The sequence below is a fragment of the Lacinutrix algicola genome, assembly GCF_001418085.1.
GTDB lineage: Bacteria > Bacteroidota > Bacteroidia > Flavobacteriales > Flavobacteriaceae > Lacinutrix > Lacinutrix algicola.
In genome coordinates this window covers 327,629-341,725 of sequence record NZ_LIQH01000040.1, presented here as the reverse complement: position 1 = coordinate 341,725, position 14,097 = coordinate 327,629, and the positions used below count along the sequence as shown (strand labels likewise).

At 31.9% G+C, this 14,097-nt stretch carries 10 protein-coding genes; 7 read left to right on the top strand and 3 right to left on the bottom strand.

Features of this window, described 5'->3' with window-relative positions; genetic code table 11:
• Positions 1–27: 27 nt before the first annotated feature.
• The gene (locus ASC41_RS14470) at positions 28–2,580 is read right to left on the bottom strand and encodes an ATP-dependent Clp protease ATP-binding subunit (protein WP_055437359.1); all 2,553 of its coding nucleotides are present in this window, start codon (positions 2,578–2,580) and stop codon (positions 28–30) included.
• 420 nt (positions 2,581–3,000) lie between these two features.
• Between ASC41_RS14470 and gyrA the strand changes: the two genes are divergently transcribed.
• A complete protein-coding gene (gene gyrA, locus ASC41_RS14465; RefSeq protein WP_055437358.1) occupies positions 3,001–5,553 on the top strand; it encodes a DNA gyrase subunit A in 2,553 nt (850 codons plus the stop codon).
• 47 nt (positions 5,554–5,600) lie between these two features.
• Positions 5,601–6,842 (top strand): tetratricopeptide repeat protein, encoded by a 1,242-nt coding sequence (locus ASC41_RS14460; RefSeq protein WP_055437357.1) that lies wholly within the window; start codon positions 5,601–5,603, stop codon positions 6,840–6,842.
• Between the two features lie 221 nt (positions 6,843–7,063).
• Here the strand turns inward: ASC41_RS14460 and ASC41_RS14455 are convergent, their stop codons facing one another.
• Complete coding sequence (locus ASC41_RS14455) at positions 7,064–8,692, bottom strand: acyl-CoA carboxylase subunit beta (RefSeq protein WP_055437356.1); 1,629 nt, start codon at positions 8,690–8,692, stop codon at positions 7,064–7,066.
• A gap of 147 nt (positions 8,693–8,839) precedes the next feature.
• Between ASC41_RS14455 and ASC41_RS14450 the strand changes: the two genes are divergently transcribed.
• Genes ASC41_RS14450 through ASC41_RS14440 form a run of 3 tightly spaced genes read left to right on the top strand, consistent with a single transcriptional unit; the run spans position 8,840 to position 10,589 of the window.
• Entirely contained in the window at positions 8,840–9,370 is a 531-nt protein-coding gene (locus tag ASC41_RS14450; RefSeq protein ID WP_055437355.1) for an NADPH-dependent FMN reductase, read from the top strand.
• On the top strand, positions 9,370–9,807 hold the full coding sequence (locus ASC41_RS14445) for a MarR family winged helix-turn-helix transcriptional regulator (protein ID WP_055437354.1): 438 nt from the start codon (positions 9,370–9,372) through the stop codon (positions 9,805–9,807). Before ASC41_RS14450 ends, ASC41_RS14445 begins: the two co-directional genes overlap by 1 nt.
• Before the next feature lie 56 nt (positions 9,808–9,863).
• Positions 9,864–10,589 carry a pirin family protein gene (locus tag ASC41_RS14440; protein WP_055437353.1) on the top strand — a complete coding sequence of 242 codons (726 nt, stop codon included), beginning with the start codon at positions 9,864–9,866 and terminating at the stop codon, positions 10,587–10,589.
• Between the two features lie 37 nt (positions 10,590–10,626).
• On the opposite strand, the gene ASC41_RS14435 is transcribed toward ASC41_RS14440, so the two are convergent.
• Complete coding sequence (locus tag ASC41_RS14435) at positions 10,627–11,775, bottom strand: MFS transporter (protein WP_055437423.1); 1,149 nt, start codon at positions 11,773–11,775, stop codon at positions 10,627–10,629.
• Positions 11,776–12,061: 286 nt separating this feature from the next.
• On the opposite strand from ASC41_RS14435, the gene ASC41_RS14430 reads away from it, so the two are divergent.
• Positions 12,062–12,244: a CAL67264 family membrane protein gene (locus ASC41_RS14430; protein ID WP_027878875.1), complete on the top strand. Its 183-nt coding sequence runs from the start codon at positions 12,062–12,064 to the stop codon at positions 12,242–12,244.
• Between the two features lie 101 nt (positions 12,245–12,345).
• Positions 12,346–14,037, top strand: a complete 1,692-nt coding sequence (gene ettA, locus ASC41_RS14425) for an energy-dependent translational throttle protein EttA (protein WP_055437352.1) — start codon at positions 12,346–12,348, stop codon at positions 14,035–14,037.
• Positions 14,038–14,097: the final 60 nt, after the last annotated feature.

Sequence of the window (14,097 nt, the reverse complement as noted above, 5' to 3'; positions counted from 1 at the left end):
AACCTCTATATCTAAAGTGATATTATTTTAAGATTCTGTAGACTTTTCTGTCTTTTCTATTTTAATTGTTATTTCATCAGTTTTAGAATCTAAATCCATAATAATTTTATCTCCTTCACTTACATTAGAAGTAATTATTTCTTCAGCTAAAGCATCTTCAACATATTTTTGGATAGCTCTTTTTAAAGGTCTTGCTCCATACTGTTTATCGAAACCTTTTTCTGCAATGTAATCTTTAGCAGTGTCAGTTAATTCTAATTCGTAACCAAGGTCTTTAATTCTTAATAGTAGTTTATCAAGTTCTAAATCTATAATTTTATGAATATCCTCTTTTTCTAGAGCATTAAATACAACAACATCATCAATTCTATTTAAAAATTCTGGTGCAAAAGATTTCTTTAAAGCATTTTGTATTACAGCACGTGCATTAGCATCTTCTTGAGATTTTTGAGATGCAGTACCAAAACCAATTCCTGTACCGAAATCTTTTAATTTACGAGCTCCGATATTAGAAGTCATAATAATTATGGTATTTCTAAAATCAATTTTTCTACCAAGAGAATCGGTTAAATAACCATCATCCAATACTTGTAAAAGCATGTTAAAAACATCTGGATGAGCTTTTTCAATTTCATCTAAAAGTACAACAGCATAAGGTTTGCGTCTTACTTTTTCTGTAAGCTGTCCACCTTCTTCGTAACCAACGTATCCTGGAGGTGCACCAACTAAACGTGAGATTGCAAATTTCTCCATATACTCACTCATGTCTATTCTAATAAGTGATTCTTCACTATCAAATAACTCACGAGATAATACTTTGGCTAATTGTGTTTTACCAACACCTGTTTGTCCTAAAAATATAAATGAGCCAATTGGCTTATTTGGATCCTTAAGTCCAGCACGATTTCTCTGTATGGCTTTTACAACCTTTGCAACAGCTTCATCTTGACCTATAACTTTTCCGTTAATAAGCTCTGGTAGCTCTGCTAATTTGTTGCTTTCTTTTTGTGCAATTCTATTTACAGGAATTCCTGTCATCATAGAAACAACATCCGCAACATTATCTTCAGAAACTATTTCTTTATTTAGTTTGGTATCTTCTTCCCATTTTTCTTGGGCAATAGATAACTCTTTTTCTAAACGCTTCTCATCGTCACGTAAACGTGCAGCTTCTTCGTACTTCTGTTTTTTAACAACAGAGTTCTTAGTTTCTTTAACTTCTTCAAGCTTTTTCTCAAGCTCAATAATTTGCTTAGGTACATCGATATTAGTAATGTGTACACGAGAACCTGCTTCATCTAAAGCATCAATAGCTTTGTCTGGAAGAAAACGCTCTGTCATGTATCTATTAGTAAGTTTTACACAAGCTTCAATAGCTTCTTGTGTGTACTCGACATTGTGATGTTCTTCGTATTTACCTTTAATATTGTTTAATATTTCTATAGTTTCATCAACAGTAGTTGGTTCGACAATTACTTTTTGAAAACGACGCTCTAAAGCACCATCTTTTTCTATGTATTGTCTGTATTCATCTAAAGTTGTGGCACCAATACATTGTATTTCGCCTCTTGCTAAAGCAGGCTTAAACATATTAGACGCATCAAGGCTTCCTGTTGCTCCACCAGCACCAACAATAGTGTGTATTTCGTCTATAAACAAAATAACATCATCATTTTTTTCAAGCTCGTTCATAACGGCTTTCATGCGCTCTTCAAACTGTCCTCTGTACTTTGTTCCAGCAACTAAACTCGCTAAGTCTAAAGTAACAACGCGTTTTCCAAAAAGAATACGAGAGACTTTACGTTTAACAATTCTATTAGCTAAACCTTCGGCAATGGCACTTTTACCAACACCAGGTTCTCCAATAAGTAATGGATTGTTCTTTTTTCTACGAGATAAGATTTGAGATACACGCTCAATTTCTTTCTCACGTCCAACCACAGGATCTAGTTTTCCTTCTTCTGCCATAGCAGTAAGATCTCTACCGAAGTTGTCTAAAACAGGTGTTTTAGACTTTTTGTTGCTTTTTCCCGTAGGTGTATTAAATATGTCTTTAGACTCGTTGCCTTCATTTCCTTTAGAATCATCATCTTGAAAAGATTCCGATTTAGGCTCTATATAATTACTATCGTCGTTTGTGATCATAGACTTAAATTGTTCTTTTACATTATCGTAATCCACTTTTAACTTATTTAAAAGCTTAGTTGTTGGATCGTTTTCATTTCTTAAAATACATAACAGCAAATGTGCTGTGTTAATAGAAGTGCTTTGAAAAAGTTTTGCTTCTAAAAAAGTAGTTTTTAAAGCGCGTTCTGCTTGCCTAGTTAGGTGCAAGTTCTTTTTGTCGTTAGAAGTAATGGTAACATTAGGATTCGCAGGGCTTAAAATTTCGACTTTTCGTCTTAAATGATTTAAATCAATATCTAAGGCATTTAATATATTTATTGCTTTTCCGTTTCCATCTCTTAATAATCCAAGCATAAGATGTTCGGTACCAATAAAATCATGACCTAAGCGAAGTGCTTCCTCTTTACTGTAAGCTATTACATCTTTTACTCTTGGTGAAAAATTATCATCCATATAGTTATTCCTTTCGTCAATAAATTTAGTGAATCATAACATCAATGGCAAAAACTATACCTTAAATATTACGATATTCTATTTCTTATTTAAAATTATGTTAAAATAAAAGATGATTTTTTTTATATTTAAGTAAGAAAGTAAAGCATAGCTTTAATTATGGTTTCTTTTTTTTGTTAAATAGAAAGAGAAAAAGGACGTTTTATTTAGTGATTTCAAATAATAGATAGTATTCTACGCTAATAGACAAAAAAATGTTTAAAAAATCAAAACAATTAACAAGATAGTTATTAACGATAAAGGGTATACGAATTGTTAATAAAAAGTCTCAAAAAGTAGGGATAAAGACTTACTGTTACTAATGAAATAATTATATTAGCGCGTTACGAAACAACTATAAAAATTTAATTAAGATTATATATGGCAGAAGGCGAAAAAGTGATTCCAATTAATATTGAAGATGAAATGAAATCGGCTTACATTGATTATTCAATGTCAGTCATTGTGTCACGTGCTTTACCAGACGTAAGAGATGGTTTAAAACCAGTACATAGACGTGTACTTTATGGTATGCATGAACTGGGTGTTAGAGCAAACAGTGCACATAAAAAATCTGCAAGAATTGTTGGTGAAGTTTTAGGTAAGTACCACCCACATGGAGATACTTCTGTTTACGATGCAATGGTACGTATGGCTCAAGAATGGAGTTTACGTTATATGTTGGTCGATGGACAAGGTAACTTTGGGTCTGTAGATGGAGATAGTCCAGCAGCAATGCGTTATACAGAAGCAAGAATGCGTAAGATATCTGAGGATATGCTTGCAGATATTGATAAAGAAACTGTAGATCATAAATTAAACTTTGATGATACTTTAGAAGAGCCAACAGTTCTTCCAACACGTATTCCAGGTTTACTAGTAAATGGAGCTTCTGGTATTGCAGTAGGTATGGCAACAAATATGCCGCCTCACAATTTAACAGAAGTTGTAGATGGTACAATAGCATACATTGATAATAATGATATTGAAATTGATGAATTAATTACACACATTAAAGCACCAGATTTTCCAACAGGTGGAACAATATATGGTTACGATGGTGTAAAGGAAGCATTTCATACAGGTCGTGGACGAATTGTCATGCGAGCTAATGCTAATATCGAGGAGGTTCAAGGTAGAGAATGTGTTATTGTAACAGAAATTCCTTACCAAGTGAATAAGGCAGACATGATTAAAAAGACTGCCGACTTAATAAACGATAAAAAATTAGAAGGGATTTCTACTATTAGAGATGAGTCTGATAGAAATGGTATGCGTATTGTTTACGTTTTAAAGCGTGATGCTATACCTAATATTGTTTTAAATAAATTATACAAATACACAGCATTACAATCGTCTTTTAGTGTAAATAATATTGCATTAGTAAAAGGACGTCCACAGTTATTGAATTTAAAAGAATTAATTCAATACTTTGTAGAGCATAGACATGAGGTTGTTGTAAGACGTACAAAATACGAATTACGTAAAGCCGAAGAACGTGCACACATATTAGAAGGTTTAATTATTGCTTCTGATAACATCGATGAAGTAATAAAAATTATTAGAGCATCTTCTAACGGAGACGAAGCTAGAAATAATTTAATTGAACGTTTTAAGCTTTCAGAAATACAAGCGAAAGCAATCGTAGAGATGCGTCTGCGTCAATTAACAGGACTAGAACAAGATAAACTTCGTAATGAATACGAAGAGATCATGAAAACGATTGAAGACCTTAAAGATATTTTAGGTGATGAAGCGCGTAGAATGTCTATTATTAAGGAGGAGTTAATTGTTATTCGCGATAAATATGGAGATGATCGTCGTTCTGTAATTGAATATGCTGGTGGAGATTTAAGTATTGAAGATATGATTCCAGATGAGAAAGTAGTGATTACTATTTCTCATGCAGGTTATATTAAACGTACTTCTTTATCTGAGTATAAGACACAAAATAGAGGAGGAGTTGGACAAAAAGCTTCGACTACACGTAACGAAGATTTCTTAGAGCATTTATTTGTTGGTACAAACCACCAATACATGTTATTCTTCACACAAAAAGGAAAATGTTTCTGGATGCGTGTTTACGAAATTCCAGAAGGAAGTAAAACGTCTAAAGGTAGAGCAATTCAAAACCTTATAAATATTGAGCAAGACGACAAAGTAATGGCGTTTATTTGTACTCAAGATTTAAAAGATGAAGAGTATGTAAATAGTCATTATGTAATTATGGCTACTAAAAAAGGTCAAGTTAAAAAGACTTCTTTAGAGCAATATTCTAGACCAAGAACTAATGGTATTAACGCCATTACAATTAAAGAAGACGATGTTTTATTAGAAGCTAAATTAACAACTGGTGAAAGCCAAGTGATGTTAGCATTAAAATCTGGTAAAGCCATTAGATTCGAAGAAGCTAAAACAAGACCAATGGGTCGTGGAGCTTCTGGTGTAAGAGGTATTAGATTACAAGATGAAAAAACCGATGAGGTAATTGGTATGATTGCTGTGGATGACATGGAAAGCAACATTCTTGTGGTTTCAGAAAATGGTTATGGAAAACGTTCTAGTTTAGAAGACTATAGAATTACTAACCGTGGAGGAAAAGGAGTGAAAACTATTTCTATAACAGAAAAAACAGGTAACCTGGTATCTATTAAGAATGTAACAGATGAAGATGATTTAATGATCATTAATAAATCTGGTATTGCTATTAGAATGGCAGTAGCCGATTTACGTGTTATGGGTAGAGCAACACAAGGTGTAAAGCTTATTAATCTAAAAGGTAAAGATTCTATTGCAGCAGTTGCAAAAGTAATGCATGAAGAAGATGAAATAGAATTAGACGAAGATGGAAACATAATAATTCCTGAAGGTGTTGAAAAGACTAGTGATTCTGAAAATGGCACGACTGTTGATTCTACCGAAGAAGAGGAGTAAATAATTTTAAAACTTAATTCCGGTCAGGAATATAAAAACTTAAACTAATGAAAAAACAATTAATATTTACACTAGCTTTACTTGTAACTCTATTCTCTTTTGGACAAAAGAAAGAGTTAAAGGTTTTAGAAAAAGCTGTTAAAAATAACAACTTTGCTGAGGCTAAAGCAGCAGCAGTAACATTAGAATCTATGCTTGGTAGCATGGATGATAAGATGAAGTCTAAATTTTACTACAATAGAGCTAAAGCATTATATGCTAATGGAGCTGGTAATGTTGCAGATTTTGATACGGCTTTCAACGATTTAAATAAAGTTGATCAAAAATATGTAAGCGATTTAGCCGAAACCAAAAAATTTGTACAGAATGAATTATTGGTAAAAGGAAATAGTTTTTATACAGGCGGTAAGTATACACAAGCAGCAAGTTTGTTTTCAATGTTATATAAATTGGTTCCTGAAGATCAATCTTACTTATATTATGCAGCAGTTAGTTCTGTGTTAGGTAAAGATTTCGATTCAGCTCTTAATCACTATACAGCTTTAAAAGAGTTAGGTTATACAGGTATTACAACAGAATACTTTGCTGTAAACAAGGAAACTGGTGAAGAAGAAGTATTCGATAAAGGTACACGTGATTTATATGTTAAAGCTAAAACACATATTAAACCAGGAGAGAGAGAAACAAAATCTAAAGTTGGAGAAATCTATGGTCAAATTACTTCGATTTATTTAAATCAAGGTGAGAATGAAAAAGCTTTAGAGTCTATTAAAGAAGCAAGAATTGCTGATCCTTCTAACAGTGATTTAATTGTTACAGAAGCAAATGTGCAGTTAAAATTAGGTAACGAATTAGAATATGGTAAGCTTATTAAAGAAGCAATTGCTAATGATCCTAATAACACCGATTTGATTTACAATTTAGGAGTGATTTCTAATCAGGCTGAAAATAAAGCTGATGCAGAAATGTATTACAAGAAAGTTATTGAAATTGATCCTAATTATATTAATGCATTAAAGAATATTTCTGCATTAATTTTAGAAGAAGATGCTGAGATAGTTAAAAAAATGAACGTTTTAACAAATTCAAACGCAGATAATAAAATCTACGACCAATTACAAAAAGACCGTGGTGGCGTTTATCAAAAAGCTATACCTTATTTAGAGTCTGTAATAAAATTAGATACTAAATTAGAAAGTGCAGACTTTGCTAGAACTTTATCTAACATTTATAGTGTTGTTGGTGAGAGCGAAAAAGCTAAAGCGCTTAAAGCTAAATATGGTTTATAGAAAGAATTAAAGACATATGTTACAAACAAAAAAACCACTTATAAGTGGTTTTTTTTGTATTAGGATTTATTAATAGTTGGTAAATATTTAAAAGAAGAAAGGAATACTTTATTCAGTGCATATAAATAATAATAAAGCTATTTAGAAAAGGTTTAAAAACCAAAAAAGGAATGCGTACAGCATTCCTTTTTTTATGTATGTAATTTTTATTTCTGTTAGATTTAAACCTGTAAAACACCCATATTAAAAGGCTTCTCTATAGGTGCATGATTTGCAGCTTCAATACCCATAGAAATCCAAGTTCTAGTATCTAAAGGATCTATAATGGCATCTGTCCATAAACGAGAAGCGGCATAGTACGGTGATACCTGGTTATCATATCTATTTTTAATTTTAGAGAATAGTTCTTCTTCTTTCTCAGGAGTGATTTTTTCTCCTTTTTTCAATAATGAAGCTTTCTCAATTTGTAATAATACTTTAGCAGCACTATTTCCACTCATAACTGCTAATTCAGCACTTGGCCAAGCTACAATTAATCTTGGATCATAAGCTTTACCGCACATAGCATAATTTCCAGCTCCATAACTATTTCCAATAATAATAGTAAATTTCGGAACTACAGAGTTACTAACTGCATTCACCATTTTTGCTCCATCCTTAATTATACCACCATGCTCACTCTTACTACCAACCATAAAACCAGTAACATCTTGTAAGAATACTAAAGGAATTTTCTTTTGGTTACAATTAGCTATAAAACGAGTTGCTTTATCTGCGCTATCATTATAAATAACACCGCCAAATTGCATTTCACCACTCTTGGTTTTTACTAACTTTCTTTGGTTGGCTACAATACCAACAGCCCAACCATCTATTCTTGCATAAGCAGTAATAATGGTTTGTCCGTATCCTTTTTTGTATTCGTCGTATTCTCCATCATCTACTAATCTAGAAATAATATCAAGCATATTATATTGGTCTGCTCTAGATTTTGGAAGAATACCATAAATATCTTCTGGATTCTCTTTAGGTTTTTTAGCTTCAACTCTATTAAAGCCTGCTTTATCGTAATCGCCAATTTTATCTATTAATCGCTTAATAGTATCTAAGGCATCTTTATCGTCTTTAGCTTTGTAATCTGTAACACCAGATACCTCGCAATGTGTAGTTGCACCACCAAGAGTTTCATTATCTATAGTCTCACCAATAGCCGCTTTTACTAAGTAACTACCTGCAAGAAAAATACTTCCTGTTTTATCAACAATTAAAGCTTCGTCACTCATAATTGGTAAATATGCACCACCAGCAACACAACTTCCCATAACAGCAGCTATTTGGGTAATACCCATACTACTCATTATAGCGTTATTTCTAAAAATACGACCAAAATGTTCTTTATCCGGGAATATTTCATCTTGTAATGGTAAATAAACACCAGCACTATCTACTAAGTAAATTATTGGAAGTTTGTTTTCAATTGCAATTTCTTGAGCACGTAAATTCTTCTTTCCTGTAATAGGAAACCATGCACCAGCTTTTACTGTAGCATCATTTGCAACAACAATACATTGTTTGCCGCTTACATAACCCATTTTAATTACAACACCTCCAGAAGGACATCCGCCATGTTCTTCATACATACCGTCACCTACAAAAGCACCAATTTCAATACTTTTACGTTTTTTATCTAAAAGATAATCAATACGTTCTCTTGCGGTAAGTTTACCTTTTTCGTGATGTTTATCAATACGTTTTTGTCCACCTCCTAATTTTACTTGAGCAAAGCGGTTACGCAAATCAGATAATAGTAATTTATTATAATCTTCGTTTTTATTGAAGTCGATATCCATTAAAATAATTTTTAAGCTAAAATACAAAGTTTAATATCATTTTCACTTTGAAACTATCATAAAAATAATAGTTAATAATTTATTAAATTCCCTGGTATTATATTCTATGGAAACTATTTATTTATATTTGAGATATAATATTTTTTTATGAAAAACATTTTAGTATTTGCAGGAAGTAACAGTAAGGTTTCTATAAATAAACAATTAGCAATTTATGCCGGTTCATTAATAGAAGAAGCTAAGTTAACAGTCTTGGATCTTAACGATTTTAATTTACCTATTTATGGTATAGATTTAGAGAATGAGGAAGGTATTCCAAAAGCTGCAGAAGTTTTTTTAGAACACATTAAATCTACGGATGGTGTTATTTTATCGTTAGCAGAACATAACGGAGCTTACACGACAGTTTTTAAAAATCTTTTAGATTGGTTATCTCGTATTGATAATAAATTATGGCAAAACAAACCAATGCTTTTAATGGCAACATCTCCTGGAGGAAGAGGTGGTCAGTCTGTTTTAGAAATAGCAAAAGATAGATTCCCAAGACATGATGCTAATGTAGTTGCAACTTTTTCTTTACCTTCATTTAATGATAATTTTTCAGAAAAAGGTATTAAAGATGAAACTCTAAATAAAACATTAACTCAAGCTATTAATATCTTTAAAGAGAGTTTATAATGGGAGATATTTCAAAAGAAATAGAATCGACTTTTGCATCAAACGATTTAAAGGCATATATAAATATTTTATATACAGCGAGTTGGATTAATGGTAAACAATTAGAATTCTTTAAGCCATATAACATCTCATCGCAACAATATAATATTTTAAGAATACTAAGAGGAGCAAAGGATCCAATTAGTGTACAAACCGTTAAAAATAGAATGGTCCAACGTTCTCCCAACGTAACTAGACTAATGGATAAATTGTGTTCAAAACACTTTATAGATAGAATACCTAGTAAAGACGATAGAAGAGTTGTAAATATTATTATAGCAGAAAAAGGATTAAAATTATTAGGTGAAATTGATGAGAAGTGGGATAGTATATTACTTAAAAATTTAACAGATGAAGAGGCTTTGCAGCTAAGTAATTTATTAGATAAAGTAAGGTGAAAAATAGATTGAACTCTATCCTTATATTTTATTAAAAGTTAAAATTATAATATAAAATGAAGACAGTTGTACATAAAGCAGATTCTAGAGGGTTTGCGGATCATGATTGGTTACAGGCAAATCATTCTTTTAGTTTCGCAAATTTTCACGATCCAATGAAAATGCATTTTGGTGCGTTACGAGTATTAAATGATGATGTTATTGCTCCAAAAATGGGATTTGCCACACATCCTCATAATAATATGGAAATTATTACTATTCCATTAAAAGGCATACTAAAGCATAGAGATAATATTAGGCATAAAGAATGGCAACAAGTATTACCTGGAGAAGTACAAATAATGTCGGCAGGTACAGGTGTAGAACATTCAGAAATTAATGGTTCGGAACGAGAACATTTAAGTTTATTTCAAATATGGATTATACCAAATAAGCAAAATGTTTCACCTAGATACGATCAGAAAAATTTTGAAATAAAAGATAGAAAGAATAAACTACAAATTTTAGTATCATCTATAGATGAAGATTTAGAAGGAAGCCTAAAAATTAATCAAGATGCTATAATCTCTACAATAGAATTGAGTAAAGGAGAGCAGTTTATTTACAATATTAAAAGTGAAAACCACGGTGTATACATATTAAATATTAATGGTGAAGTTGAAGTAAACTCAGAAATTTTGAACACACGTGATGCTATAGGTGTAAGTGAAGGAGACCGTTTTACAATTAAAGCCAATAAAGAATCTCAAATACTCTTTATTGAAGTACCCATGCTTTTTTAGTAGAGTAATAAAAGAAGCACTTCTAAAAGTGCTTCTTTTATTTAGATTTTCTTATTAAAATAATAATTATTGCAATAAACACACCTATTCCTGCCATAGCAGCTCCAACCCAATCTGCAGAGGTATAACCAAGTCCCATTGCAATTGGTATACCAGCAAAGTAAGCACCACTAGCATTTCCTATATTAAAAGCACTTTGATTTAGCGAAGAGCCTAAAGCTTCAGATCCTTTAGATGAATTTATAATTAGTAATTGTATTGGTGTAGATATAGAAAAGGATGCAGCACCTATAATAAATGTCATTACTAAAATCAATATTTTATTTGTAGCTAGAAATGTATTTATAATTAAGAATATCGACATTACAAAAAGAACTATCGTTACAGCATAAAGCGGCGAGAATTTTTGTGCCAATTTAGCTCCTATAAAATTACCAATAACCATTCCTAAACCTGCCAAGGTCATAGCGTAAGTTACCATACTACTTGGATGTCCAGCAACATCTGTTATTAAAGGAGCAATGTAGCTGTACCAAGCAAAAAAACCACCAGTTCCAACTGTTGTAAGTAAAATAATTAACCAAAGTTCTAAGCGTTTAAAAATTTTAAATTCACTAATAAAACTATTTTCCGAAGAGTTTTTTAATAAAGGCATCCAAAACTTTACACTTAAAACTGCAATTACACCAACAGCACCTACCATTAAAAAGGAAACATTCCAATTAAAATTCTTACCTAAATAAGTACCAAATGGCACACCTAAAAGATTTGCAAAGGATAAACCACTAAACATAATAGCAATTCCTTGTGCTTCTTTTCCTGGTTTAGAAAGTTTACTTGCTACAATTGCTCCAATTCCAAAAAATGCTCCATGTGGTAAACCAGATAAAAACCTTAATATAATAAAAGAATTATAGTCAGTGGCAAAAGCAGATAAAGTATTAAATACGGTAAACCAAAGCATTAAGCCTAATAGCACTTTATTTGCAGGAAACTTACTTCCAAAACCAGTTAGGGTAGGAGCACCAACAACAACTCCTAATGCATAGGCAGATATAAAGTGTCCAGCTACAGGAATGCTAACATTAAAAGCAGTAGCAACATCTGGTAAAATTCCCATAATAACAAATTCCGTAAGGCCAATTCCAAAACCGCCAATAGCTAGAGATAGTAAAGCTTTATTCATTAAAATTTGTTTTTTGTGAATTAAAATAGAAACAACAAAAGTAGTAGCTAAATAAATGTTAATCACTATTAAGTTTACTAATAAAAAGTTAATTTAGAAATTCTAAAATTACATGTAAAGTTTCCATTATTGGATTATAAGATAGAATTTGAGACTCTAATCTTTAGCTTTTTATATAAGCTTTAAAATATTGGATATCATTAGTGTAAAAAAAACACTAGAATATAAGCGGTATATTTTTCTAAAATAAACGATATTTGTATTTCGCTTAAAAAACAATACAATTATGGCAATGAATAAAAATACTGTGTTAGCATGGGCTACCACAATTATGATAATAGTAGGTTTAGCATTAATAGCCTTAGGTGCTTTTAGATACGACGATGTCGCTGGTTGGGGATTTGCATCGGTAGGTATTGGCTTCTTTGCTATTGCATGGGTTTTTAATGCTTTAAAAGGAAGAGTATAAAGCTAGGCAACGAGTGATTTGATTTAATCAAGTCGTAATAAAAGGTTTAAGTAGTTAACTTAACAAGAATAAAAACAAATAAATCAATACACATAAATTATATGTCTGACGATAAAAAAATTATATTTTCAATGGCTGGCGTTACAAAAACGTTCAAGTCGGCAAATACACCAGTATTAAAAAACATCTATTTAAGTTTCTATTACGGAGCAAAAATTGGAATCTTAGGTCTTAACGGTTCGGGTAAATCTACTTTATTAAAAATTATAGCTGGAATAGATAAAAACTTTCAAGGAGATTTAACTTCAGATAAAGAATTTACAACAGGTTACTTAGAGCAAGAACCTCAATTAGATCCTGAAAAAACAGTTTTAGAAGTTGTAAAAGAAGGTGCTGCAGCTACAGTTGCAATACTTGAGGAGTACAATAAAATTAACGACATGTTTGGTTTAGAAGAAGTCTATTCTGATGCAGACAAGATGGATAAATTAATGGCACGTCAAGCGGTCTTACAAGATGAGATAGATGCCGCTGGTGCTTGGGAGTTAGATACTAAATTAGAAATTGCAATGGATGCGTTACGTACTCCAGAAGGTGATAAGAAAATTGGTGTACTTTCTGGTGGTGAAAAGCGTCGCGTTGCTTTATGTCGTTTATTATTGCAAGAACCAGACGTATTATTATTAGATGAGCCTACCAATCACTTAGATGCAGAATCTGTACATTGGTTAGAGATGCACTTAGCACAATATAAGGGAACTGTAATTGCTGTAACACACGATAGGTATTTCTTAGATAATATTGCAGGTTGGATATTAGAATTAGATAGAGGTGTTGGTATTCCATGGGAAGGAAATTATTCTTCTTGGTTAGACCAAAAGTCAACTCGTATGGCACAAGAGTCTAAAACAGCATCTAAGCGTCAAAAAACATTAGAACGTGAGTTAGAATGGGTTAAGCAAGGAGCAAAAGGAAGACAAACAAAGCAGAAAGCGCGTTTAAAGAATTACGATAAGTTAATGAGTCAAGATCAAAAACAACTTGACGAAAAACTAGAAATATACATTCCAAACGGACCACGTTTAGGAACCAATGTAATTGAAGCTTCCGGTGTAAGTAAAGCCTTTGGGGATAAATTACTTTACGAAGATTTAAACTTCAACTTGCCACAAGCAGGAATAGTAGGTGTAGTAGGACCAAACGGTGCTGGTAAAACTACTATTTTTAGAATGATAATGGGCGAAGAGAAGCCAGATAAAGGTGAATTTAAAGTAGGGGAAACTGCTAGAATTGCATATGTAGATCAAGCCCATAGTAACATCGATTTAGATAAAACCATTTGGCAAAACTTTAGCGACGAGCAAGAGTTAATATTAATGGGAGGAAAAGAAGTAAATTCAAGAGCGTATTTAAGTCGTTTTAATTTCTCTGGAAGTGAGCAAAATAAAAAAGTAAGTATGTTGTCTGGTGGTGAGCGTAACCGTTTACACTTAGCAATGACACTTAAAGAAGAAGGTAACGTGCTGCTTTTAGATGAGCCTACCAACGATTTAGATGTAAACACACTAAGAGCCTTAGAAGAAGGTTTAGAAAACTTCGCAGGTTGTGCTGTAGTTATTTCTCACGACAGATGGTTTTTAGATAGAATTTGTACGCACATTTTAGCATTCGAAGGAAACTCAGAAGTATACTTCTTTGAAGGAGGATATTCAGAATACGAAGAGAATAAGAAAAAACGTCTTGGTGGAGATTTAATGCCAAAACGTATTAAGTATAAAAAATTGGTTAGATAATAACTTTAATATATTGCATAAAAAAAGAAGATAATAGTCATTGCATCTTTTTTTATGCTT